15 protein-coding genes and 2 pseudogenes are annotated in these 24,941 nt (G+C 48.5%); 1 reads left to right on the top strand and 16 read right to left on the bottom strand.

Features of this window, described 5'->3' with window-relative positions; genetic code table 11:
• Positions 1–525: 525 nt before the first annotated feature.
• A complete protein-coding gene (locus ACYVD4_RS07300) occupies positions 526–2,700 on the top strand; it encodes an ATP-binding protein (protein WP_460943931.1) in 2,175 nt (724 codons plus the stop codon).
• A 372-nt stretch (positions 2,701–3,072) separates the two neighbouring features.
• Here the strand turns inward: ACYVD4_RS07300 and fbp are convergent, their stop codons facing one another.
• From fbp to ACYVD4_RS07220, 16 genes and pseudogenes are all read right to left on the bottom strand, one after another.
• On the bottom strand, positions 3,073–4,077 hold the full coding sequence (fbp, locus tag ACYVD4_RS07295) for a class 1 fructose-bisphosphatase (RefSeq protein ID WP_460943929.1): 1,005 nt from the start codon (positions 4,075–4,077) through the stop codon (positions 3,073–3,075).
• 91 nt (positions 4,078–4,168) lie between these two features.
• Positions 4,169–5,773 carry a phosphoenolpyruvate carboxykinase (ATP) gene (gene pckA, locus ACYVD4_RS07290; protein ID WP_460943927.1) on the bottom strand — a complete coding sequence of 535 codons (1,605 nt, stop codon included), beginning with the start codon at positions 5,771–5,773 and terminating at the stop codon, positions 4,169–4,171.
• A 51-nt stretch (positions 5,774–5,824) separates the two neighbouring features.
• The gene (locus tag ACYVD4_RS07285) at positions 5,825–7,084 is read right to left on the bottom strand and encodes a cation:dicarboxylate symporter family transporter (RefSeq protein WP_460943925.1); all 1,260 of its coding nucleotides are present in this window, start codon (positions 7,082–7,084) and stop codon (positions 5,825–5,827) included.
• Between the two features lie 77 nt (positions 7,085–7,161).
• On the bottom strand, positions 7,162–8,109 hold the full coding sequence (locus ACYVD4_RS07280) for an AEC family transporter (RefSeq protein WP_460943923.1): 948 nt from the start codon (positions 8,107–8,109) through the stop codon (positions 7,162–7,164).
• A gap of 15 nt (positions 8,110–8,124) precedes the next feature.
• Positions 8,125–11,223, bottom strand: coding sequence for a TonB-dependent receptor domain-containing protein (locus tag ACYVD4_RS07275; RefSeq protein ID WP_460943921.1), 3,099 nt, complete (start codon positions 11,221–11,223; stop codon positions 8,125–8,127).
• 131 nt (positions 11,224–11,354) lie between these two features.
• The gene (locus ACYVD4_RS07270) at positions 11,355–12,383 is read right to left on the bottom strand and encodes a FecR family protein (RefSeq protein WP_460943919.1); all 1,029 of its coding nucleotides are present in this window, start codon (positions 12,381–12,383) and stop codon (positions 11,355–11,357) included.
• A 142-nt stretch (positions 12,384–12,525) separates the two neighbouring features.
• Complete coding sequence (locus tag ACYVD4_RS07265; protein WP_460943917.1) at positions 12,526–13,119, bottom strand: RNA polymerase sigma factor; 594 nt, start codon at positions 13,117–13,119, stop codon at positions 12,526–12,528.
• Positions 13,120–13,279: 160 nt separating this feature from the next.
• A pseudogene (locus ACYVD4_RS07260) lies at positions 13,280–14,416 on the bottom strand (IS3 family transposase).
• Between the two features lie 248 nt (positions 14,417–14,664).
• Positions 14,665–15,027: pseudogene (locus ACYVD4_RS07255) on the bottom strand (transposase); the annotation flags it as partial.
• A gap of 413 nt (positions 15,028–15,440) precedes the next feature.
• Positions 15,441–15,620, bottom strand: coding sequence for an IS3 family transposase (locus ACYVD4_RS07250; RefSeq protein WP_460943915.1), 180 nt, complete (start codon positions 15,618–15,620; stop codon positions 15,441–15,443).
• Positions 15,621–15,668: 48 nt separating this feature from the next.
• On the bottom strand, positions 15,669–15,962 hold the full coding sequence (locus ACYVD4_RS07245) for a transposase (RefSeq protein WP_460943913.1): 294 nt from the start codon (positions 15,960–15,962) through the stop codon (positions 15,669–15,671).
• A 355-nt stretch (positions 15,963–16,317) separates the two neighbouring features.
• Positions 16,318–16,719, bottom strand: coding sequence for a hypothetical protein (locus ACYVD4_RS07240; protein ID WP_460943911.1), 402 nt, complete (start codon positions 16,717–16,719; stop codon positions 16,318–16,320).
• Between the two features lie 194 nt (positions 16,720–16,913).
• Positions 16,914–17,615, bottom strand: a complete 702-nt coding sequence (locus ACYVD4_RS07235) for a TlpA family protein disulfide reductase (protein ID WP_460943909.1) — start codon at positions 17,613–17,615, stop codon at positions 16,914–16,916.
• Positions 17,616–18,039: 424 nt separating this feature from the next.
• Entirely contained in the window at positions 18,040–19,689 is a 1,650-nt protein-coding gene (locus tag ACYVD4_RS07230; RefSeq protein WP_460943907.1) for a RagB/SusD family nutrient uptake outer membrane protein, read from the bottom strand.
• A gap of 26 nt (positions 19,690–19,715) precedes the next feature.
• The gene (locus tag ACYVD4_RS07225; protein ID WP_460943905.1) at positions 19,716–22,907 is read right to left on the bottom strand and encodes a SusC/RagA family TonB-linked outer membrane protein; all 3,192 of its coding nucleotides are present in this window, start codon (positions 22,905–22,907) and stop codon (positions 19,716–19,718) included.
• A 591-nt stretch (positions 22,908–23,498) separates the two neighbouring features.
• Positions 23,499–24,791, bottom strand: a complete 1,293-nt coding sequence (locus tag ACYVD4_RS07220) for a DUF4403 family protein (RefSeq protein ID WP_460943903.1) — start codon at positions 24,789–24,791, stop codon at positions 23,499–23,501.
• Positions 24,792–24,941: the final 150 nt, after the last annotated feature.

Genomic DNA, 24,941 nt, shown 5'->3' with positions numbered 1-24,941 from the left:
TTCTAACGATGTGAACTGATTCGGGTTGTGGATCTGGAGAAATAGTAGCTGATTGGCAGGCTATTAAGAGGGTAAAACCAGTGCCTACGATGAACAAATAAAGAGTAAGATTGCAGACGAGCTTTTTCATAATTTAAGAGAAATAAGAGTGACTTTGGCTGATGCCTTATTAGTGCAGTAGTCTCGCGCTTCAGACAGGTCAAATGTCTGCAGTTTCACATAGAAGCACTGGTTCGTTTGAGTCAAAAACTATCCCGTTTGGGCTAATTCTGATTGGTGGATGGATTTTTTGACGTTGCACATACACCTACACTACGTCTCGGAGTTTGGTATGGCCACTCGTCGGTGCTAATGATTGAGTGGGATGGTTCACTATTACAGAAAATGATCTATCTGTTGAAGCAGAAGCTGTAGGTAAAGCAAGGTTAAAGTACTGTCCCAAACGTTATAGTTTATGGCTAAAATGAGATAGTCTGCGGGGAATAGCTTGCTAAGTTTTGTATGGCCTTCTAATTTCTAAGCAGTATGAAATCTCTTTTTCTAACCGGGTTGCTCTATTTGATTACATTAACGACCAGAGGGCAAGCCACTGTTTATGTTGATAGTCTGCCCAGCAAGGGCCTACTTCTGAATATGGCTTGGAAATGGCACATGGGAGATAACTCAGATTGGGCTAAGCCACAGTTTAATGATGCCCGTTGGGATACACTTACTCCGACTCGGACTATTGGGTCCATACACCAACTTCCTCAGCAAGGCATAGGTTGGCTACGAATCCGATTCCACGTTGCGCCCCAGCTACGGGGAAAACCAATTAGCATCATTTTAGAGCAAAGTGGGGCTACAGAACTGTTTTTAAATGGAAAGCTCGTGGCTCGAAACGGGCTGATAAGTCTACAGAAGCAGCTAGTAGCCAGCGCTTACCACGAAAATATTCCCTTTGTATCCCTAAACGCGGACTCGGTGCAACTCCTGGCCGTGCGATATGCTTTTTCTACCCAACGACTGCCTGTTCTTAGCCGTCATTTTTCGTTTCTTCAGGTCAGTGTTGGCCCATTCAAACTGGCCCAGGACGTTAGTCAAAATCAATTATCAAGGTCGCTCCTGGAAACACTTCTGTTTAGTATTTTTCTGGCGTTAGGCCTTTTGCAACTCTTGCTTTTTCTGGCTTCCATCGAACAGCGTGCGGCTCTGTATTTAGGTCTGTTTTTAGTAACGCAAGGTATTACTCATCTGCTGGCAGCGGATTTATTGATCGACGTATTAGATGTCACTCAGGTAGCTTGGACTTCAGATCTTCTCGATTTCTTATTTACAGTTGCCCTCGCCTTTTCTGGTTTCTACTACCTATTGGGTACCTACCACTATTTCAAACAACCCAAAAGGAAGCCATTTTTTGTCGTAGCTCTGCTCACATTAGTTACTATACCAATTGGGATATGGCTACCAGTTTATAAAGGCTTAGCTTGGTTCATTCTGGCCATACTACTGCCCTGGTCTGAAATATTACGAATCGGAATTCTAGCCCAACAACAAGAAAAAAACGGCGCAAAGCTATTTACGATGGCGCATGGTACGCTGGTAGCAGTGTTTCTAGTATATACAGTATCCGTTTTTGTTCCTTCATTTAGCCATGTGCTGGGGAGCTTTAGTGATAATTTATTTATGATCAGTTTTTTGGGACTGGCCCTGACGGTATCTCTTTTAGTATCGCATGAGCGGGCCACTACGAATACCCTGCTACGAAACCAATTAGTTAAATTAGAGAGCCTTTCGCAAAAAACGATTGCTCAGGAGAAGGAAAAACAACACCTGCTAGCGACCCAAAACGAGCGATTGGAACATCAGGTAGAAGCTCGCACGGAAGAACTCACTCGCTCCCTGACTGTACTCAAATCCACTCAGGACCAGTTAGTTCATAAAGAAAAGCTGGCCAGTCTGGGCGAACTGACAGCGGGCATTGCCCACGAAATTCAGAATCCTCTAAACTTCGTTAACAACTTCTCGGAAGTGAGTGCTGAATTGATCGACGAGTTGAAAGACGAAGTTCAGGCCGGCCATCTCAACAACGTACTAGCCCTTGCTGATGATGTGAGCCGCAATCTACAAAAGATCAACCATCATGGCGGCCGAGCAAGTAGCATTGTGAAGGGCATGCTCGAACATTCCCGCACCGAATCGGGCGAGAAACGGCCAACCGATCTAGCGTCCTTAGCCGATGAATATCTCAAGATTGCCTATCATGGCTTAAGAGCAAAAGGCAATGAATTTACCTGTGAGTTAGTCACCCACTTTGATCCCGATTTGAAACCAGTCGACGTAGCTCCCCAGGAGATCGGGCGAGTACTCTTGAACCTATATAACAATGCCTTTTATGCTGTCAGGGAACGGGCTAAGCAAAGTGACAATACTGATTACAGGCCCTTAATTGAGGTTAGTACAAAGTATGAACTTGGTCACGTAGTGATCCGGGTACAGGACAATGGTACAGGCATTCCTAAATCAGTCAAGACTAAAATTTTCCAGCCCTTTTTTACCACCAAACCGACTGGGGAAGGAACAGGTTTGGGGTTATCCTTAAGTTATGACATCATTGCCAAAGGACACGGGGGTTTATTAGCTGTCGAGAGTGCTGAAGGCAAAGGGACAGCATTTGTCATTCAATTACCAATGGTGGCAAACCTTTCCAAACCCCAATAATACTGTTTCTTTAAACGCCCCTATTAATAGATAGTGAGACACCCTCGTCTCAGTTGGGAGCGATTTATGGGAATTAGAAATGAAAGCTCACTGATTATAAAACCATGTCACCAGAACAGAGTTTCTTATCCGTTTTGTTTGTCAGTTGAATGCTAATGTCTTAAGATTAAAACGCCACGGATAACGGGTGTAATCTGTAGCTTTTTGTGCTGATAAGGCTGATTGCTGATGACCCCACATTCATCACCGCCGGTTGGCCCGCTTTATCTTCTAACTAACACAGGGTAAACCGTAATCTAAATCAACTTCATCAGCGTTTCAGTTAAGTATGCCTATGCTGTTTTCGGCCGCTGCGATCGCCGTCGGAACCAGTTAAGCGTTCAGTAGCCCTGTTACGAGGTCAACTAAGTTAGTCGAGCCGATGATTAGTGGCGTACGTTGGTGTAAAGTCTGGATCGATTTTGCCAATAGTCGCTGATGCCCGTCGGTAGCCCTTCCCCCGGCCTGTTCGACCAGAAACGCCATGGGAAAGCCTTCATAGAGCAACCGAAGTTTACCGGTAGGGGCTGCCTGGGTTTCCGGATACAGGTAAATACCGCCTTTGAGTAAGTTACGGTGAACATCGGCAATGAGTGCCCCAATGTAACGAGCGGTGAGCCGAGCATGCTGACAGTTGGCAATGAACTGCTGAATGTTTACAGGAAAATCCGCTACGTTTCCTTCATTACATGAATAGATCCGCCCATCGACCGGCGTTGTCAGGGTTGGATGTGATAGAAAAAACTCGCCCAGCGAATTGTCATACGTGAAGCCATTGACTCCCTGCCCCGTGGTATAAACGAATAAGGTCGACGTACCGTACAGCACATAACCCGCTGCCACCTGCCGGAGCCCCCCCTGTAAAAAGTCGGCTTCAACGGCGGGTGTGCCGGGTAGCGACTGGCGTCTGTATATGGAGAAGATAGTGCCAATGGATACGTTTACATCGATGTTGGAGGAGCCATCGAGTGGGTCAATGGCCACCACGTATTTACCGTCAGCATTTCCTGTGTGAATTACCTGATCCTCTTCTTCCGATACCACAGCGGCTACTTCTCTGCCGTTTCGGAGGGCCCGCAGAAACCGGATGTGCGCAATAACATCCAGTTTCTGCTGTGCTTCACCATGTTGATTCTCGGTGCCAAAACCTCCCGTTACGGATAGAAGGGCAGCCCGGCTAATTTCGCGCTGAACGATCTTGGCGGCTAAGGCGATGTCCCGCAATAGTTGCGAAAGCTCACCCGTGGCCGCTAGAGATGCCTGCTGCTGCCGTTTGATAAACCGATCTAGCGTCGTACCGACCGGCACGGCGACAATATCTTCCGAGTAAGCCTTCATGGGTCAATACAGGGTGAGTGTCTATCATCTCGACTAGTCCGCCAATGCGGCAGGAGGAATGACAGACACGTTATTAAAGTTCAAACAGTTTCTACGTAAATAACAACTCCGATGGACTATCTCCGGCCGCTTTTTGGTACGTCTGGTAGTTTTCTCGGAACGCCCGCGCCAGTCGACCGGCAGTTGCATCGTAATCAATTGGGCGTTCCCAAGCCTTGCGGGGGTTGAGCAATTCAGCGGGTATGCCGGAACAGGTCAGCGGAATTTGTAGCCCAAAGGGTTGTAAGGTTTGGTATTCTACTTTATCCAGAATACCCGTTAGAGCCGCCCGGATGACGGCGCGGGTGTAGGCTAATTTGATCCGTTGCCCCGTACCGAACGAACCACCCGTCCAGCCCGTATTGACCAGCCAAACCGGAACCTCCGCAGTTTCTAAATGCTGTCCCAAAAGATCGGCATATTCGAACGGATGTAGAGGCAGAAAGGCCGCCCCGAAACAGGCTGAAAACGTCGGCACAGGCTCTTTAATACCGACTTCGGTTCCCGCTAACTTTGCCGTATAACCCGACAGGAAGTAATACATCGCTTGCTTGACCGTCAGCCGGGCGATAGGAGGTAGCACGCCAAACGCATCGGCTGTCAGAAAAAACAGATTGCGAGGGACGGGACCCACGGATGGATTAGCCCGGTTGGCAATGTAGTCGAGCGGGTAGGCAGTCCGGGTATTTTCGGTGACGGACTGATCAGTGAAGTCTACAATTTGAGTATCAGGCAAAAATCGCGTATTTTCCAGCACCGCCCCCGGTCGTATCGCACCGTAAATTTCCGGTTCGTGTTCGGCACTCAGGTTGATTACTTTAGCGTAACAGCCCCCTTCAAAATTGAAAACCTGATCGCTCCAGCCGTGTTCGTCGTCGCCGATAAGTTGCCGGTCCGGATCGGTCGATAAGGTGGTTTTGCCGGTACCTGACAACCCAAAAAATAAGGCCGTGTCGCCTGCTTTACCGACGTTGGCCGAACAGTGCATCGATAGTACGCCCTGCCGGGGCAGTGTAAAATTGAGTACCGAGAAGATGCCTTTCTTCATCTCGCCCGCGTAGCCCGTGCCACCAATCAGGATAACCCGCTCGCTGAAATTGATGATGGTAAAATTGCTCTGGCGGGTGCCGTCGGTGGCGGGGTTAGCCAGAAAGCTGGGTAGATTCAGGATCGTCCAGTTCGGGGTAAAGGCCGCGCGCTCTTCGGCTGACGTTTCGATGAACAGGTTGTGACAGAAGAGATTATGCCAGGCCAGTTCGTTTACTACGGTAATGTTGATGGCGTAGCGCGGATCGGCCCCGGCTTTTACGTAGCGCACAAACACCGATTTGTCGGCCAGCGAAGCCAGCATGCGCTGATGAAGTCGGTCGAACTGGTCGGCCTCGATAGGTTGGTTAATGGCTCCCCACCAAACTGTTTTATCGGTGAGCGCATCGCGAACGATAAACTTGTCTTTAGGCGAACGACCCGTGAAGGTGCCCGTATCGCACATTAGTATCCCCGTTTCGGTGAGCACCCCTTCATCACGCAACAGGGCCAATTCGGTTAATTGGGGCACCGTCAGGTTGAGCGACACGGTTGTTGTTTCGGGTAAGCCCAGCGATTCAAGGACGTTAGTAGCTACGTAAGAAGGTGTTGAAAATAAGTTCGTATTCATACAGCAAGCAGGATGTTAATTCGCGATTTAATGACCGGAAAAAGCAATAAATTATCGGTTGAGTGCAGGCTCTGGGATAGGCAGTTCCGGTACGGCGGGCGGAGGAGTACGTTCGTCGAAAGCCTGCCGCATCATGGCTCGGTCAAAGGCTTTCTCATTGTTGGCCAGGAAAATCGTGGCGACGGCATTGCCGATAAAGTTGGTAATGCTCCGCGCTTCGGACATAAATCGGTCAACCCCCAGCAGGAGCGCCAGTCCTTCTACCGGAATCACCCGAATGGCGGTCAGTGTACTGGCCAGCACCACAAACCCGCTGCCGGTGACGCCCGCAGCACCCTTCGAAGTGACCATCAGAATCCCGATGATAGTCAGAATCTGTGAGCTGGTCAGTTCGACTCCGAACACCTGCGCCAAAAAGAGCGTCGCCAGCGACAGGTAAATCGTTGTGCCGTCTAGGTTAAACGAGTAACCCGCCGGAACTACCAGCCCCACTACCGGTTTGGCACAGCCCATGCGCTCAAGCTTTTCCATCAGTGCCGGTAGCGCGGCTTCCGACGACGAGGTACCCAGCACAATTAACAGCTCCTGCCGGATGTATTTGAGAAACGACCACAGACTGATCTGGTAGTAGCGCAGAATGGCGTTGAGCACGACGAACACGAACAGAAACATGGTTGCGTAAACGGTTGTCATCAGTTTGGCGAGCGGCAGCAACGTACCAATACCGTACTTGCCGATGGTGTAGGCCATTCCTCCGAAGGCGCCGATCGGGGCAAACCGCATCACCAGATGCAAGCCTTTAAATACCCATTTCGACGCCACAGACAGCCCGTTCAGCACTCGCTCGCGGCCCGAGTAGCGACTCAGCCCGATGCCGATGACAATCGATACCAGCAGCACCTGGAGTGTGAGGTTATCGGCCAGAAATTTAAGCCACGAAAACGACTCGGCCCGCTCGGAATACTGGCTGACAGCCGCGCCATTCAGATTGCCCGTGGCAACTCCGTCTCCCGGTCGGATCAGGTTCGCTACGCCGATGCCGATGAGCAGGGCCAGCGTCGTGACGATTTCAAAATAAAGCAGGGCTTTCCCCCCCACACGCCCCACTTTCTTCAGATCGCCCATACTGCTGATACCCAGCGTAATGGTCAGGAAGATAATCGGGTTGATAAACAGCTTGACGACGCTGATGAACCACTTCCCCAGAAACTCCATCTGGACGGCGGTAGCCGGAACAAAATGGCCCAGCAGGGCGCCCGAAATGATAGCCGTAAGCACCCAAAAAGTTAGGTTAGTCAATAACTTTTTCATAGAAATCAGCAGGTTGTTACAAGTGAAATCGAACGCAGATTTGTATGATTTTTAAGATTTTCATTCAACGTATCCGATCATAAAAATCCACGTTCCATCAGGTAATGAATCAGAAACAGAACAGGAAACGAAAGCGGAATACCGATGCCTACCATTTGCGACGCCAACGGGGCATTGAGCCCATACCGATTCGCCAGAATGGCCGCTGTATTCATCGGACCAATCGCCGAACCCAGCACGCACAAATCCGCTACGTAGTCCTGACGACCCAGCCAGAACCGGCACAGCGCAAAAACCAGCAGCGGAGCCAGCAACAGTTTGTAGGTCAGCCCTAACAGCAAATGAGAACGCTCTTCGGGGCGCACCCGCCACTGTAACTGCATACCCACCGATACCAACGCCAGCACCGTAAACGGGGCACTGATTTTGTCGAGTAGATCGCGGACCAGCGCCGGATGCTGATAGCCAGCCACATTAGCCGCCAGCGCCAGCAGAAACACCGGAAAAGGCGGAAACCGTAGCATATTGCCCAACACTTGCCGCACGGAAGGTTGGCCCACCGGATGGTGCTTTGCCGTATGCCAGCTTGCTAGTGCTACACCCAGCGTCATCGCCACCCCGAATGTTCCGGCCTGACTCATTACGATTCCGACCGCCAGCCCCCGTTCGCCGTAGAGTAGTTCAAACAGTGGGAAACCCACGAACGATACGCTACTGATGCCGCCGGTTAGTTGAAGTGAACCGAGTGTCGGCCGGTCAAGCGCCTGTTTAGTGCCCCGTAGCGACCGTCCCACCAATCCGAAAAACAGCAGGCCCATCAGGAAAACGAACCAGGGTACCAGCACCGTTAACCAGAACTGCCGGGTGAGGTGCATGTCGGGAATGTGACGTAGCGTCAGAGCCGGGATGAACACCGTTACCAGCAACTGATTTAGTGTCAGGTGAGCATCGGCCGGCAGCAACCGACTCGTTCGCAGAAGTCCCCCCGCCAGCAGACAAATCAGTAACAGCGCGATGTTTACCATAATCGGTTCAGCTTTCTAAAAATTAACCATCAGGTTGGCGTAATAATACGTTCCATTGAACCCGAACTGGTTGGCGTTTCGGGTGTAGGGCACCTGACCGTTGCTATAAGAAGCATAGTTGCTAAAGACACGGTCGGGATATACGTTAGTGATGTTGTTGCCACCGATAGTCAGCGAGAGCAGCTTGCTAAAGGCATAGACTGCCGATACGTCGAAGAGGTTTTTCCCGCCGAAAGTCTGCACGCGGTGGGGCAGTCCGCTCGGTTTTTCCCAAGCCGTTACCGATCCGAAATACGTCGACCGCAGATTTAGGGTTAGCTTACCCATCTGATACCCAATCGATACCAGCACTTTAGTGCGGGGCTGACTGGTTTCGATCAGGGCGCGGCTTACGGTATCGATCAGCAGAATCGGAGCGGTCGTACCGGCCTGCAACTGCGCGGGCGTTCCTTTCGTACCGACAATTTCGGTCTTGTTCACCGTCAGGGCTACACTGGCCGTAAAAACGTTGTTGCGCCGGAGCGTCTGCCGGAAGGAGGTAACAAAGTCGATACCGCGCGTCTGCGTACTGACCTGGTTGGTGAAGAACGTAATTTCCTGGAGGCCGGGGAATAGCGGTTTCAGTGCGGCAATGTTAGCTACCCGCAGATTCTCGGTGATAATAATCCGGTCGCGGATGTCGATCTGGTAAGCATCCAGGGTGAACAGGAGTCGGTTGCGGGCCGCTTTGGCTGTCAGCCCCAGATTATAGTTCCACGACGTTTCGGCTTTCGGGTTTTCGATACCGATCTGGCTCAGGCGGGGATCGCTGTTGGGAATTTCTTTGGTTGAGGTTACGACGCCATTCTGCACCGTTGAGGTCGTTACGGCATTGGCGACCTGTTGCAGCAACGGAGCCCGGAAGCCCCGGTTGATGGACCCCCGGATAGAGAAGTTGTCATTCAGCTTGTAGCGCGAGGCCAGTTTCCCGGACAGATTGCCGCCAAAATCGCTGTAGTTTTCGTAGCGTAACGCGCCAGTCAGCAGGAGTCGCTCGGTCAGGTCGCTTTCCACGTCGACGTACATACCGACGTTCGAGCGGGTGCGGTTGGTTTCGTCGTCCAGGCCGATGCCGACGCGCCCCTGCGAACCGGGAATCTTGTTGTTAGTAGCCGCCAGGGGGCCGACCTGATAGCTGGCCGGATCGCCGGCCGTCAGCTGGAACTGGTCGATGCGGTACTGAGCGCCCACGGCCAGACTCAGCGTTTTGGTGCCCATCACCCCGAACATGGTTTTGTTGAGGTTGATTTCGCTCACGCTCTGACCGAAGGCAATTCGACCCACGTAAAAATCTTTGGGCGAATTGGCACCCAGCGATGCGTTGGTGGAATTGGTTACGTTCTGATCGAGGTAGTTAGATCCGTAGCCCGTACTGAAATCCATGTTCCAGCCTTCGAGAACCTTTTTGCGAACGCCCAGCACCACGGAGTAATCTTGCACCGTACCGGGTAACTGTGGCGTAAAACCATCGGGGTAAATGGCGGGGTTGGTCGTACCGGTGATCGGGTTGGCGGTACGGAAAAAGCCCAGCGCGTTGACGCGTTTCCGGGAAAAGCCACCGAACGAATAGAGCGTCCAGTTTTTGCTCAGGGGTAAGCCCGCGTTGTAAAACAGTTGCCCCGATTTCATGGCGTTGCTGCCGTACTCCGTTACCCGAAATGTACCGTACTGACCGTAGACCCCACGGGATTCGCGGGCCGATTCGTCGGTGGTTTTGTTGTTCGTATAGATACCAGTGTACGCTCCTCCGGCCACGGGCTGCGGATTGTAGGGGTCCGAGCGGTCGGTGCCCGCTACGTCCTGATAGCTTCCCGTTACGTTCAAATACCCGGTTTTACCCAGCCGGAAGCCGTAGTTCACGCCCGCCGTATAGCCGCCCCCGTCGCCCCGACTTGTCACCCCGTATTGGAGCATTGCACTGCCCGTTCCAACCGATTTCTTCAGGTTCAGGTTGACGATACCCGCAATCGCGTCGGAACCGTACTGAGCCGCAGCCCCGTCGCGCAGAATTTCCAGTCGCTCAACGGCCAGCGTCGGCACGGCGTTCATATCGGTCACAACGGTACCTTTGCCGACCGTTACGTTCAGGTTCACCGCGGCAAACTGATGCCGCCGTTTCCCGTCCACCAATACCAGCATCTGATCGGGCGACAGACCCTTGAGCGAGGCCGGGTCAGCATAACTGGCTACGCCATTGATCCCGTTCTTGGCCGAGTTGAACGAAGGCGATGTAAACTGTACCTGCTGACTCAGCTCGACCTGCCCCGTCGATTGCAATTCTTTGGGAGTCAGTACGTCGACAGGAACAGCTCGCTCTACGTCCGTCCGGGCAACGCTCGACCGCGATCCCACAACGGCCACTTCCTGCAACGTAGCCGAACTTTCTTCCAGCGTTACGTCTACGGTCGTTTGTCCCGTCAGCGCCACGTCCTGATTTTTATACCCGATGAACGAGAACATCAGCGTCTGACCCGATTCAGCTTCCAGTTTGTACTGTCCCTGCGCATCGGTCGATGCACCCCGTGTAGTTCCCTTCACGGTTACGTTGACGCCGGGTAGTACTTCGCCATTTTTTGCCGTTACTGTACCCGTTACGGTGGGCGCCACCGGTGTGGGTTGTGGTTCTTCAGCTTCTACATTGAGCACAATCTGCTGGCCCACTACCCGATACGTAATATGAAGTGGCTCCAGCAGTTGATTCAATACGTTGTCGAGCCGCTGTTCCTGCACCGAGACCGAAACCAGTCGGTCGGCTTTGATGACCTCGGCACTATACATAAACCGCGTATCGGTCAGTTGTTCCAGGCGGTTCAGGATGGTTCGAGCGGGCTGGTCGATGGCCGTTAGCGTAACCCGGCGGCTGAGCACTTCCTGCGCCCGGCCCTCGTGGGCGACTGACATGCTGACAAACAGAATGGCGAATAAGAGTTGGCAGACAGTAATTTTCATAATTGCCCACAACAATGCTGGTAAAGTTGACTGGCGATGCATACTTTTAAGGTGTTTTAAACGGGTTTTAGGAAATCTGGACAAAAACAATCCCTGCGCCCGGAAATCGGGCGTTTTGTAACTCATGTTTCGCGACACAGAGAAATCAGGGAATTTCAAGCCGGTAATGGTGGTGCATTACCGGCTTTTTTATTGCTGAAAGGTTACTCGGTAAAACTAAAGGGGCTTCGGTGATTCATAAGCGCTGGTCGGTTGGTTTAAGGCGTTGCAAACTTATGGGCAGGCGTACACCCACGGCTGTCTATAACCACCTGCCCATCGATCACTTCGTGCCGGGCGTGGGTTACTTCACTGATAAGGTCTAATTTTTCGTAGAGCGATTCTTTACCCAGTTGGGCCGTCAACGTACAGCGGGCCAGCACATCGGCATCGTACACAAAATCGACGCCGTAGGCTTTTTCCAGTCGGTCGAAAACTTCGGGCAGCGGGGTATCCACAAAATTGAAGTCAGGTTGCTTATTTTCAGGCGTCAGTAGCACCGGATTTTCGGCCAGCGTCTTGACCAGTCGCGCATCGGCCGGGTAAAACACAGCCCGCTGATTCGGCACCAGCACCACCGCGTTGTCCAGTTCCTTCGCCGACGTATTGGCCGTCGGGCGGCTGAAGACCGACACTTTTCCCGTCCGGACCGTCACGGATACGTTCGCTTTTCCACCAAAGGCTTTCACCCGAAAACTCGTCCCCAGCACCCTTGTCACGACACGGTCGGTTACAACCAGAAACGGACGCTGCGGCTGGCGGGTTACGCTGAAGAAAGCCTCGCCCGTTAAGAACACTTCGCGTTTGGTGGCCGAAAAATGGTTAGGATAGCGGAGAAAACTACCGGGTTCCAGCGTTACGTCGCTACCGTCGTCGAGCCGGATGTGTATGGGTTGTTGGGTGTTGTTCATCTGCACACTCAGCAATTCGACCGGCTCGTTCCGACCAGCAGACCACTGCCAAAGTCCGTAGCCGAAAAGCCCTATTAGCAATAGCACCGAGGCTGCCACCCGAAACCAGTTCTGCCGATAAACGGGTAAGGGCCGAACTGTGGTTTGAGAATCCGTTTCTGCCTGAATGTGCGCCCACATTCGTTGCTGTACGGCTTCATCCTCCACGTCCTCAATGGGCTGCTCCAACTTAGTCCCCATCGAGTCATACCACGCTTCTACGCGCCGGGTCTCTTTGGCGGTTGCTTGCCCGGATCGGTATCGACGTAGTAGCTGGCGAAAGTCAAATGGAGTCATAAAATTGGTGAACGGTTCAGATAACCGTTCATAGTGTAAGTCAGGAAGCTTGACCTAGAACCCTAAAAGAAACTGTAAAATCTATGAAAGTTTATATTTTTAAATTCATTGAGCCTGTAATTTCTTTGTATTATCCTATTCGTTACTGGATAAAGAAAAACAAGATCAACGCGCCTGTATCACGCAGGTTTTCGCGAACCACTCTCAGAGCGCGGGTCAAATGATATTCGACGGCTTTTTCAGAAAGGCCTAAGTGTTGCGCTATTTCGGGGATGGTTAGATACTCAAATCGGCTCATGCGAAACACCTGCTGCGACTTTTCGGGCAGCGTTTGCAGACTCCGTTCAACGGCATCGGTCAAATCCTGCAAAGCGAGCTCGTCGGCAGGCTCGGTATCGGTCTGACTCAGAAAAGATTCGTAATAGGTGACGAAGCGTTCGTGGACCCGCAGCGATTCGATGTGATTAATGATGGAGAACCGGAGCGCAGTCAGCAGGTAAGGGCGTAGTTCACGAATGGTTGTCTGATTACGCTTGGTCCAGATACTGACGAACAAATCCTGAACCAGTTCTTCGGCCGTTTCGCGGGAGCGCAGTTTCTGATAGGCCAGCCGATAAAGCAAACTCCAATAGCGGCTATAAATCTCCGCAAAGGCGTCCCGATCACCACCCTCCAGAGCAGAAATAAGTTGAGTATCAGCAAACTGATGATATGCCGTTGAAGGCAGAAACGACATAAAGCGAAGTAATAGTTGACGGTATTGTCAAAGGTAGACAGAAAACTAGTAATATGGTTATTCAAACAAAGAATAGGTAAATTCACCAAATCGACATTGAAAAATATACTTAGAGAGAAAGCTGTTGAGTAGAGTGAGGTTCTCCCGAAAAGCGTGCCGCTCAACGATTGAGAATCGGACGTTCATTTGTTCTTCTTTTGACGCTCATTTCGGCCTCATTTGGCGTCAGTCCGCCGAGCGAACTATGGGGCCGAAATGAGTTGTATTCTTGCCGCCATCGCTCGATTTTATCCCTAGCATCTTCCAGCGACAAAAACCAGTGTGCGTTCAGGCACTCATCGCGGAAACTCCCGTTAAACGATTCAATAAACGGATTGTCAGTCGGTTTGCCGGGTCGGGAAAAGTCCAACGTTACGCCGTTGTTATACGCCCATAAGTCCAATGCCTTCGAAATAAATTCGCTCCCGTTGTCCACTTGAATGCGTTGCGGAATAGCCAAATCTACGATTTTTAAGTGATTCATCACCGTTACCACATCGTCCCCTTTTAACGACTGGCCAACGTGAATGGCCAAGCACTGGCGACTATAATTATCCACTACAGTTAAGGCCCGGATTTTTCGACCGTCAAACAGTTGATCTGCCACAAAATCCATACCGCTACGGCGGACCGTTCCAGCACTGATGAATACTGGAGAGCTCGGGGCGATCTAGCCGGTGAGCCGCAGATCGTTTACGTCTTGGTCGCTTACTACGCAGATTTAGGCCTTCCAGACGATATAAGCGATGCACACGCTTATGATTATCGCGCCATCCCTCACGTCGTAGCAAGGTAAAAATCCGCTGACAACCATAGCGAACACGCGTTTCAGCGATCTCTCGGATACGTTTTCTCAACACGGAATCGTCTCTACGATGCGCTTTATAGAACCAAGTCGAGCGTCGAAGCAGAAGTACTGCACAGGCTCGACGCTGCGAGATCCGATAGTCATTCATCAGACTTTGGGCCAACCCTCGCTTTTGGATCGGCCTTAAAGCTTTTTTTTGATGACCTCCTGAAGCATCTGTTTGTCCAGGCTTAGATCGGCAACCAACTGTTTTAGTTGCTGGTTCTCTTCCTCCAACTGACGAAGCCGTCGAAGTTCGGGAACGCCTAGACCACCATACTTCTTTTTCCAATTATAAAACGTGGCCTCACTGATGCCCATCTTGCGGCACACCTCAGCGACGACCGTACCTGTGTCGGCTTGGCGAAGCGCAAAAACGATTTGCGCTTCGGTGAATTTAGTCTTTTTCATAAGCGATCATTTGATTGTTTAAGGTATCAAAAATCGCCCGAACTCTCTACTTTAGAGCGGTCCAGTTTACTGGGAGGACGTCAGTTGTCACGCCAACCCTTCCGGCGCAACAGCACATAAATCCGCTGATAACCGTACCGAACACGCGCTTGAGCAATTTCTTTGATCCGTTTCCGGATCACGGACCGGGCCGCCGGAGCGGTCATCTCGACGACAGGACTTAAACTGCAAAAAGCATCAACGGAACTGAATTACAGCGCAGGCACGGCGAGCCGAAACCCGATAGCTTTCCATTAAACTTGAGGCCAGCTTTCTCTACTGGGCTGGCCTTAATGCTTTTTTTGAGCAAATCCTGAAGCATTTGTTTGTCTAGACTCAGGTCGGCCACTAGCTGTTTTAACTGACGGTTTTCTTCTTCCAATTGGCGTAATCGTCGGAGTTCGGCAACACCTAGTATGCCATACTTTTTACGGGCCGCCGTCGCGGTTCCAATTATAATATGTAGCCTCTCTAATGCCCATTTTGCGACACACTTCGGCTACGGACACGCCGGTTTCAGATTGCTTGGGAGCAAAGACGATTTGCGCTTCAGTGAATTTGGTTTTCTTCATGACAATTGTCTGCTTGTTTAAGATACTACAATTGCCCGATTTTCCCTACTTTACACTGAAACGCTTTTCCGGAGCAGGCGATTTTAGATTTAGCGGACAGGGCTTTGAGTGATACGTTGAAATCCGTTGATACCAGCATTGCGGCTTTTCAAATGGCTCTGCAAAATAGGCCGCTCCGGAAAAGCGTTTCAGTGTAACCAGCCTTCGCCCGTCCGGGTATAACGGGGCAGCCGTGCCGTAATATCAGACCCCCACTTTTGGCCTGGCTTCTCTGCCGAAAATTCTCTGTTCAACAGGTTGTTAGCGATTGGATAATCATGCTTTGAATCCGTGGTTTACACGCAGCACTTTTTATACATGATGCTTTTGACGTTCGCTTTATTCATCATTCTGGCTACTCGATTAGGGTATACTTACACACCTGATTCGTTAAGGTCATCGGCAATACGCGGACTACCATAACGCGATTGACTGCGATCATAAACCTGTTGAATTTGAATCAATAACTGCTGTGTCTTAAGCTGTCGGGTTCCGATTGCGTGTTTGAGCCAATAGTAATAGCCACTTATACTCCCCCTGAGCACTTTACACATCCTCTCAACCGCAACGGCGGACGGTGGAAAACTGATTGGCGTGTTCCTTTATAAAATCGGAACATCGCCCACGGTCAGCCGCGCAGTCGCCCCTGAAAAAGATGCTGACCGCCTTTTTAAAATATCGCTTTCTAGCTGAGTTTCTTTGAGTTGTTTTTGAAGCTGACGGATTTGCTTTTGCTCGTCGGTCAGATCCGTATTTGATTTAGCTGACGGGGCCGCTTTGTTATCTCGTTGTCGCCATTTACTGATTCTGCCCGAATCAATTCCTAGCTCTTCGGCCGCTTGGCGAATCGAGCCTTTTGCGTAAGACAAATCGACCGGTACGCCGGGGCGGGCCATCTGTCTAAAGGTTTCATCAAAAACGCACGGTCCGCCGTTGCGGTCTTTTCATAATAAGCAAATTTAAGAATAGGCTCAAATCTGCCTAAAAAACCCCTCCAGTCAAATGTAGTAGGTCCACCCTGCTAGCAGATAAGAAGGCTTTTAACTTATTCATAGTGTGGTCTGCTGTTCAAGCAGTTGCTAAACTAATGTACCTTCGAGCCAATTGCTATATAAACTGGGCATACTGATTGAACTAAATAGGAGCGATTTAAGAAAATGTAGCTTTGATAGTTTAGTAGTTGTCAACTTCTATCAGAGGCCAAAGCGTCTGAAAATGATACCCCTTGTATTATTCCCAGACGCACCGTTTCTAAAATCCTTTTCCTAGGGATATACCCGCCCATGGAACAAACCCATATTGATAGCTAAAAAAATTGTTACTTGACGAATTCGTTTCTGACCTGAAAAGACGACCGTTGGCTTGCGCCCAGGTGGCACCCAAACCGGCATCGATAAACGAGTTAGGCCTTGCCAGCTTAATGAGATAATTAAGTCCCACTGGCAGGGAGAGATAGGCTGCTTTCTCGCCGTATAATCCCGCGCCTACTCGTAACGAGAGTCGTGGCAGAGCCGTCAGTTGACGCTCATAATTTAAGGAGGCAAACAAGCCATTCCCTCCTGCTTCTGCGAAGAAAGTATTCCCAGGCACTGTTTGGGCGATTACCGAACCGAACTGTAGGCTAAGTAAAGCCAGTAGTATTCCTCGTATCATGGGATCAGTGTTGGTTGAGAAACAAAAACGATCTGATTAAAGAAAAAGTTGTCGTTTACTAGCTGATAAATAGGGACTAGTCCAGTCAGTTTATCACTTTTCTTCGCTCCTATGCTACGGATGGAGCCGCAATGGTGGACCACTGGGTAGTTACAAAAACCAGCAATTAATGAGATTTCACTTGTGTAACAGTTTTAGTGCTGTTTTAAAGCTTTATCAATGGCGGTTATAAGTCGATTATCGAGTATGGCTTCATTCGTTTGAGGGTTAAACGATGAACCTGTGTAGATAGCCTCGATAATACCCCTTGGAGAAATAATGAAATGATAGGGGTAACCCTCGATGGCTAAGGCGGAAAAAAGAGCTTGGGCTTGAGGTAAAACGGTATACGTGAACCGATGTCTAGACAGAAGCTTCTTAATTTGGCCAGTTGACTCAGGAGCAGGAGCGATAAAAACAATATTTTTGCCTGTGTATTTAGCCATTAAATCACTTAAAAGGGGCATCTCCTTCAAACAGGGCACACAGGTTGTTGACCAAAAATTAATAACGATTAGTTTGCCTTCCAACGAGGTGTTACTATAAACGTTACCCTGAATATCCTTCAACGAAAAGAGAGGTAGTTGTTTGCCAATCCATTTTTGTTTAAATAGATCATTGGGATTTACCGCCAAAATTTCAAAGGTAATCTGGGTTTCATTCTCTTTCTGGATGACATCCATTTGAGCAATAGGCTTACCCCTATTAGCTGTTTGAATGCTATCAAATTGTTCTGGGGTATAGCGAATACCTTGTGGATCAATGTAAATTTTCGGCTTTTCCGATTGAGCCCATCCAATTAAACTAATCAGAAATAAGGCAACAGTTGTTACTATGTAACGTGTAAAGGTTAGCATACCTGACTAGAACAATTTAGGTTTCCTACTAATGCGATATAGACGGTTATTTCAAATGTCTTTCAATTAACATATGTGCTAACCAAAGTACGAAATGGGAGGCTAACTACTGTTTAAGTAAACGCCCGTTTCTTCATATAACTGCTGTACATGCTACGCATTAGTTCTTGGTTTGATCTACTACCTTAGATTGACATCTCTCAAATCAAAGTTTCTTTTTCGGGGCTATAGGTGAGTTCGCGATACACGTTTACAAACGTATACGCAACGTCGTATGTTGGTAAAAGCTCTGCTCTGCTCATATGCAAATAGTCATTTGTTATTAAATAAAGGCGGAAACAAATATGAGTCATCCCGAACAGCCTCCATCCGATTACGGAGACAAAATTCAGGATGACTCATGTTTCAGAATATGTTCTGACCGTTATTGTTTCGGATTTTTGATTGGTGCACTACCCGCTGCTGGCGGATTGTAAGCGATTTCGTTATCTGGTACATCCCAGTAATCCAGATAGCCGTAGGTGATCGTTGCATTTCGGCTAACAACGCCCGTCCGGCTAAGTGCTATGGCCCCTGTACGGCCAGTTTCTAGTAATCCCCAACGACGCGCATCATAGAACGCCAGCGCCCGGAATAGTAAACCGATTCGACGCTCCCGACGAAGCTCTTCTTTAGCAGCATCCAGTGTCAGATTCGTATTGGCAACGGCCGTTAAGCCAGCACCTTGAGCTTTACGAACTTCGTCGATAAGTGTTAGACCATCCTCAATTTTTCCGGTGTAAATCGACGCTTCCGCCTTCATGAGCTGGTTTTCTTCGTAGGAGCTCGCCAGATAAAGTTCGTAACCACCGGCATTCAGGTTTGAATACGTAATAACCGATGCATTGCCTTCTGAACCAGCCGCCCCCCGGTTAATTAAATTCCAGCGGGTGAAGAATGAATTTCCACGCGATGTCTCGCCAATATAAGCCGAAGTTCTTTGCTGAAAGTTATTCGTCAGACGCGCATCGCCGGTTTTAAAATCCTGAATTAAGCGTTCCGAGATCTTGTACGTATTGTTTGCGCCCGTGGTTTTTCCAGAAACAGTACCTGTAGTTGGCGACAGGAAATCGCTGGTAGCGTTCGAACGACCTGTAAATACAAAATCAGCTGCCTGAATACCGGCGTTCGTCAGCGTCAGAATTTCGGCCCATTGAGCTGCTGTCATTGTAGCTACCCGCGTGTTAACCAGAATATTACGAGCTTTCATGGTATTGATGTTACGTATCCACATGGCGGGGGTAAGCACACCACCTTTACCCACCCGGTTGAAACTCGGAATAAGCCCCTGCATAGTGGCTGTATAATCAGCATTTACGGTCAGTCCATTGAGGAGTGTCACCGCCTGATCGAAGTTTTTACTCGCTTCGGCAATGATCGCTTCTTTCGTTACGTAGTTACCGTTAGTACCACTTAGCACTTCGCCGTTGGCTTTCTCATTGATGATACCGGCATAATACATCGAGCCAATCCGTGAATAGGCGTATCCTTTCCACCAGTAAGCCCACGCCTTCAGAACGCCTTTTTTCGTTTCAGCTTCCCCGGTGAACGTAACACCATCAATGTTGGCCAACAGTGTATTAGCCGCATTGTTCATGTTGTACATATACGCCCACTCATAATACGTCGAGTTCTGGTATCCCGTTGAATTGACGTTAGCTGTGATACGTAGAAAATCGATCTGCTTGCTTGGTGAGTTAGGGTTGCTCAGAATTGTGCCATCGTCCAGTTTAACCTGATCCGGGCAGCCGATCTGATTGATAAATACGTTAGCAATGTCTGTCCCGATTACGTCGCCCATAAGTTCGAGATTGCCGATGGTACCCGACCAGAAATAACCCGGAACGCCATCATAATATTTAACATCGCGGAAACCTGTCAAATAAAATCCTTCACCAAAAGACACTAGGCCCGTTTCCGTTTTTAAGGCCGGAGACGACGGCTGGTTGGGGTTTTCTACCTGTAATTGTTCTTTACAAGAGGCCATTAAGCCGGAAAAAGCCAGCGTCAGGGCATATAATTTCAACTTATTCATAAGGTCAATTTTTTACGATGGTGTTCTTAGAAACCAATGTTCAAGGTGGCCTGATACGATTTGAAGTTTGGCATCGTACTATGATCCGTTCCTCTGTCCCAAGCCGAGTTCGACGTACCTGAGCTGATTTCAGGATCAAAACCGGTGTATTTGGTCAGTGTCCAGAGGTTCCGGCCAGCAAGTACCAATTGTAGTCGTTTCGTTGCTGGAATTCTGAACAGCCGGGCAAAATCAAGTCCGATCTGAATGTTTCTCAGCCGCAGGAATGACGCATCTTCGTAGAAATAATCTTTGGTGCCGTTAGCAGTACGTTGCGCATAAACACCCCGATAGAAAGCCGTCCAGGCACCCGTCTGACCGTCAATGGTGAATGGGTTTGCATAATCACTGTGAATACCATCGCGATACATCCATTCTTTCGTCTGATTGTAGAGGTGATTACCCGCAACCCAGTCGAACTGGAAGCCGAAAGTCAGGAAGTTTTTGTACGAAAAGTCGTTGATAAACGACATGTTGAATTTCGGATTTGGATCACCGAAACTGTACTTATCAGCCGTGAAGAAAGGTTGCTTCGTCGCCTTATTCACCACAAATCCGTTGCTGGCAAGCGTATATTGCTCCTGCTGAGCCTGTGGAATGAAGTAATTGCCACTTGGGTCTCGGGCATCAACGCTACCGATTGATTTAAAACCATAAAGCTGACCAATTTTCTCCCCAGCTTTCAGTACGTAGTTGGTGCTACCAGCGTTCGACGTCACAACAACGGGCGCACCGCCACGAATCGAAATGATTTTTGAGCTTTGCTTACCGAAGTTGACCGTTGTATTCCATTTCAGATCCGAACCGTTATAAACGGTCGAGTTCAACGACAACTGAATACCATTCGAGCCTAACGTAAAGGCGTTATCAATCAGCGTACCCAAACCAACTGATGGTGCTACGTCGACCGAATAGATAGCGTCTTTGGTTTTCCGATTCCAGTACGTAGCAGCCAGCGCAATTCCGTTCAGCCAATTCGATCCTTTCAGCAGGCTGAATACCATGTCGGTTCCTACTTCGATCTCTTCCGAAACTTCTACGCCCAGCGCCGGGTTACTCTGACCGTTTGCATAGTAAAACGCCGTGTTTGCTCCAAGTGTAGTTGGTGTGATGGTAACGTAGCGGTCGAACGGTTTCGGCTGAATACCAGCCTGTCCATAAGCAGCCCGTAGTTTAAATTCGGGCAGAAAACCATTTACGTTGCCATTTTGCCAGAATGGCATAGCCGATAAACGAATAAAGGCATCACCACGTGGGAACGTAAACGGTTTCGAACCTTGACCGAACGCAGATGAGTAATCGCTTCGGAAACCGCCTGAAATTCCGGCGAAATCCCCATATTCAAACCGCTGATTGATCAGGTAGCCATACGTAATAAACGGCTCCTGATAATCCCGATACACGCGCCATGACGTAGTGTTTGCCGCGTTATAGGGTGCGTAAGCCGCAGGTAGCCCCAGGGCGGCACTAGTGTATTCTTTCAGACTGCTGTTCCGATAATCGAACAAAGCTTGTGTAACCGATTTAATTGGCAGTCTTGACGCGAAATCTTCCTTAAAGTCGAAGACAAACGTAGCGGTAGCCAAAAAGTTCTGGAACATTTTGCTGTTCACATACTTCGTCAGATCACCTGTGTTGTTACTGTTGTAGTTCGACAGGTAGCTTGCTGTTCCCTGAGTCAGCCAGTACTTAATGTTGGGATTGTTCGACTGGTTGAAGAATTCCAGATCGCGGTTTTGGGTCTGGTAATTCAGGCCATATTTAGCGTCCAGCTCAACGTATTTCGGAAACTTGTAATTCAGGTTAAAATTCTGAATTATGTCAACCGTGTTGTCATTGTTCCGGCTATACGCCTGCCGATATGAAGGGTTCGATGCGTTGATACCAATCGTCTGATTCATGTTCAGCGGAATAGAACCGTCGGTGGTGGTAAGTGAGAAATCGGCCAGCGGATATGCGTTCAGCATATTGTACATGATCGTACGGTCAACCGACTTCAGCGTATTTTTCGTATAAGCTAATTGCGTAATCGAACGTATCGTCAGGCCTTTAGCCAGTTGCGTACCAATATTAGCGCTCAGGTTGCTCCGATCGAAAAACCCGTTGTTGATGATGTTACTTTCCTGATGACTATTCGACACCGACAGGCTAAAATCAGACTTCTGACTACCGCCCGAAATGGCGACACTGTTGTTGAACGTATTGGCAGGCTTGAAGAAATACGCGAAATGGTCGTGATATTGTAGATTTGCATTATACGGCTTGCTGTTTGTTGCCGTTGGATCGATGGAGTTATACTGCACGTTCTCCGTGTAGATACCATTCGTCGCATCGAACGTAATGGGCTTGCCCGACGATCCGATGATGTTGTTGCTGGCGTCCGTTGCAAACGCATGATATTGAGCTTTACTCACACCACCCACGTTCAGATACGTATTTTGCGCAAAACCCGACGAAATGTCAATATTCAACTGGCCATTTTTTCCTTTTTTGGTAAACAGTTGAATAACTCCATTCGCACCCTGAGCACCGTAGATTGTAGCAGCCGCAGCACCCTGAACTACCTCAACACGCTCAATCGAGTTCAGATCGATGGTTTGCAGGCTGGTCGACCCCATCTGAATACCATCAATCAGAATCATAGGCGACGTTCCCCGGTTAATGGTGTTAATACCACGTAGCAGAATATTTACGTCGGCACCGGGCGTACCGCTTCGGCTGGTAATCTGTGCGCCCGGAATTTTCCCGATAAGTGCCTGATCAATAGACGCTGAAGGAGCCTGTGGAAGATCTTTAGCTGAAACAGACTCTACCGAAATAGCCAGTTTTCGTTTGTCAGTAGCAACCCCTGTTCCTGTTACAACAATCTCCGCCAGTTGTTTGGTATCACTTACCAACTGAACATTAATGGTTGTTGCAGGCCCTAGCACAACTTCTTTGGTCTGCATCCCGATGAACGAGAAAATCAGCGTGCCTTTTCCCGGTGCCGATAACGAATACATCCCTTCGCTATCTGTAACCGACCCAACGTTAGTGCCTTTTAACAAGACAGATACCCCAGGAATTGGGCTACCATCTTCAGACATGGTCACCTTGCCTGAAATTTTTCGCTCCTGAGCCCAGCTTATGGTACAAATCGAGCATACCAGCAGGAAGCTCCATAGTAACTTTTGTCTCATAGATTAAATACAATAGATTAAGTTAAGAAAGACGTGTTTTATCAAAAGTATATTTCGCAAAATTTAACTCAAAAGAATTTATTAAAAAAATTACATAATTCATCCTTAAATACACCTATAAGATGTTAAAATATAATTTTGATCTTTTTGTATATTATAGAAGTAAATACCTAATATATACTTTTTATTAAAATTTTATATCAAATTAATCCATATCAAATAAGTATATATTCTATTAATTAAGTATTAGAATTAACTTACAATAATAAAAAAGTACAATTTTAAAATAAATACATTTGTATTAAAAATAAGTATTTTTACTTATAAAATTGAAAAATCATATAACTAACCAAATATTAAATTGAATTTTTAAGATATTGCAACACTAATTATTATACAAATGTCATTACTCGATATTTTACGATTACAATTTCAAAATTTAACTATTATTATTCTATTCGTCTTTTATACATATTTAGGCCAGCTTCCTTTTAGAGGTGTAAACAAAAGCCTCTCGGTACAGAGTCAGATTTCGAAATCTGACTCTGTACCGAGAGGCTATAGGCTATATTAAAACTAAACTACAATAAGCTACAGTCCGTCTACTTTCACATCAATACGTCCACGCGCATTCACAACAGCTAGCATGGCTGTTGGAGTGAGATAGACCTGATCGGGTTTTATCTCATCAATTTGCCCATTGATCACCACCCCTTTTGTGAGCTGGTTATTTTTAAGTCGCTGTTGCAGAAGCTTCTGCATTTCGGCAATCTGGGAACCAACCGGAATCGTTAGCTGCTTTTCGAGCGTTCGGGCAAAAGTACCTTTCAATAGCCAGCTTGCTGATTTGGCCAGTACATTTTTTGTATCAAGGTCATACTGAAGGTCTTTCAGCGAAATAGTTTGGCTCTTGGCATCGTAATACGGTCGCCCGCGCAGATAAACATCGCCATTTAGGGTACCTTTCAAACCAGCCTTGATGATCAGATTTTCGTTCTGCCCGTACAAATCCATGCCGGTAATCGTAATCTGATAGCGATCCTCAGCAAAGGAAAATGATTTACCGACAAACTCCTCGGCAGCAATGCGCGCCACTTCCGGATACGTAGCTTCGCTCAGCAATCCAATCTGAAAATCGTCTTTTACTTTCGGCACCACTACCAGATTGGGCAACGAAACAGCCGGATGCACCTCAGGTTTGGCTCCAGTTGCAGTGAGTGTATACCCTTCAATCCCGATCGTTGAGCGAATAACCCGCCCCTCGAAACGTAACGGTGTAATAAGTATCCGTTTCGGCACAACTTGTAAATACGTCCGATATTTCTCCGAAATCAAATACGGCTCCCGCAACGTATTCCAGGCTTTCAATACGGGTGTTTTCAGATCAACATTCCGACGTATCTGTGTATCCAGCGATTTGGTTATACTGCCCAGATTGTTATCAATCAATCGACCGATAATACCGGTAACAGGCACGTTCATTCCAACAATACTTACCGTAGGTTTGCGAACCCATCCATAACCATTGGCCTCCGTATGGGTATGAACAGACCAGTCAGGGTCGAGGTCGAATTTAGTTTTAAACCGCAGGTCGATCTCAAACTCCGTTTCTTTATACTGCGTGAAACCCAGCACCGTAACACCAGCTTTAGCCCAGATTTTCAGCGGTACCGTAATATGAAACAGGCTGTCTTCAGCACTAAGCAGAATGGTGCCCCGTTTCCAGACTTTCACCATAAACTGATCGCGGTGATTGTCTTCCAGACTGTTATCTTCATAAATCAGTCCGGTAACCTGCGTATTGATTTGCCGCTCTACGTCGCTTAACGCAATGGAAACCGGTACGTGGACCGTAGATAAAAATCGTTCATTTCGGACTTCCATTTCAGTGATGTTATAAGCTTCCTTTGGTGCCTTCGGGTTCAGTCGATTACCGGGCGGCTGACAAGATAAAGCAAGGCATAGGAATACACAAAAAAGCCCTATTGATAGACAAGAAAATTTTGGCAACGTAGCGTTCTTCACTACGTATCG

It is taken from the genome of Spirosoma daeguense (genome assembly GCF_054776875.1).
The sequence above is the reverse complement of the archived record's forward strand: the minus strand, read 5'-3'. Positions and strand labels throughout refer to the sequence as shown.

Coding starts and splice junctions, on each gene's coding strand:
- ACYVD4_RS07220 (WP_460943903.1), bottom strand. CDS start 24,791: ATGGAAGTCCGAAATGAACGATTTTTATCTACGGTCCACGTACCGGTT.
- ACYVD4_RS07235 (WP_460943909.1), bottom strand. CDS start 17,615: ATGCTAACCTTTACACGTTACATAGTAACAACTGTTGCCTTATTTCTG.
- fbp (WP_460943929.1), bottom strand. CDS start 4,077: ATGAAGGCTTACTCGGAAGATATTGTCGCCGTGCCGGTCGGTACGACG.
- pckA (WP_460943927.1), bottom strand. CDS start 5,773: ATGAATACGAACTTATTTTCAACACCTTCTTACGTAGCTACTAACGTC.
- ACYVD4_RS07265 (WP_460943917.1), bottom strand. CDS start 13,119: ATGTCGTTTCTGCCTTCAACGGCATATCATCAGTTTGCTGATACTCAA.
- ACYVD4_RS07285 (WP_460943925.1), bottom strand. CDS start 7,084: ATGAAAAAGTTATTGACTAACCTAACTTTTTGGGTGCTTACGGCTATC.
- ACYVD4_RS07240 (WP_460943911.1), bottom strand. CDS start 16,719: ATGATACGAGGAATACTACTGGCTTTACTTAGCCTACAGTTCGGTTCG.
- ACYVD4_RS07270 (WP_460943919.1), bottom strand. CDS start 12,383: ATGACTCCATTTGACTTTCGCCAGCTACTACGTCGATACCGATCCGGG.
- ACYVD4_RS07300 (WP_460943931.1), top strand. CDS start 526: ATGAAATCTCTTTTTCTAACCGGGTTGCTCTATTTGATTACATTAACG.
- ACYVD4_RS07225 (WP_460943905.1), bottom strand. CDS start 22,907: ATGAGACAAAAGTTACTATGGAGCTTCCTGCTGGTATGCTCGATTTGT.
- ACYVD4_RS07230 (WP_460943907.1), bottom strand. CDS start 19,689: ATGAATAAGTTGAAATTATATGCCCTGACGCTGGCTTTTTCCGGCTTA.
- ACYVD4_RS07245 (WP_460943913.1), bottom strand. CDS start 15,962: ATGGCCCGCCCCGGCGTACCGGTCGATTTGTCTTACGCAAAAGGCTCG.
- ACYVD4_RS07250 (WP_460943915.1), bottom strand. CDS start 15,620: ATGTGTAAAGTGCTCAGGGGGAGTATAAGTGGCTATTACTATTGGCTC.
- ACYVD4_RS07275 (WP_460943921.1), bottom strand. CDS start 11,223: ATGAGTTACAAAACGCCCGATTTCCGGGCGCAGGGATTGTTTTTGTCC.
- ACYVD4_RS07280 (WP_460943923.1), bottom strand. CDS start 8,109: ATGGTAAACATCGCGCTGTTACTGATTTGTCTGCTGGCGGGGGGACTT.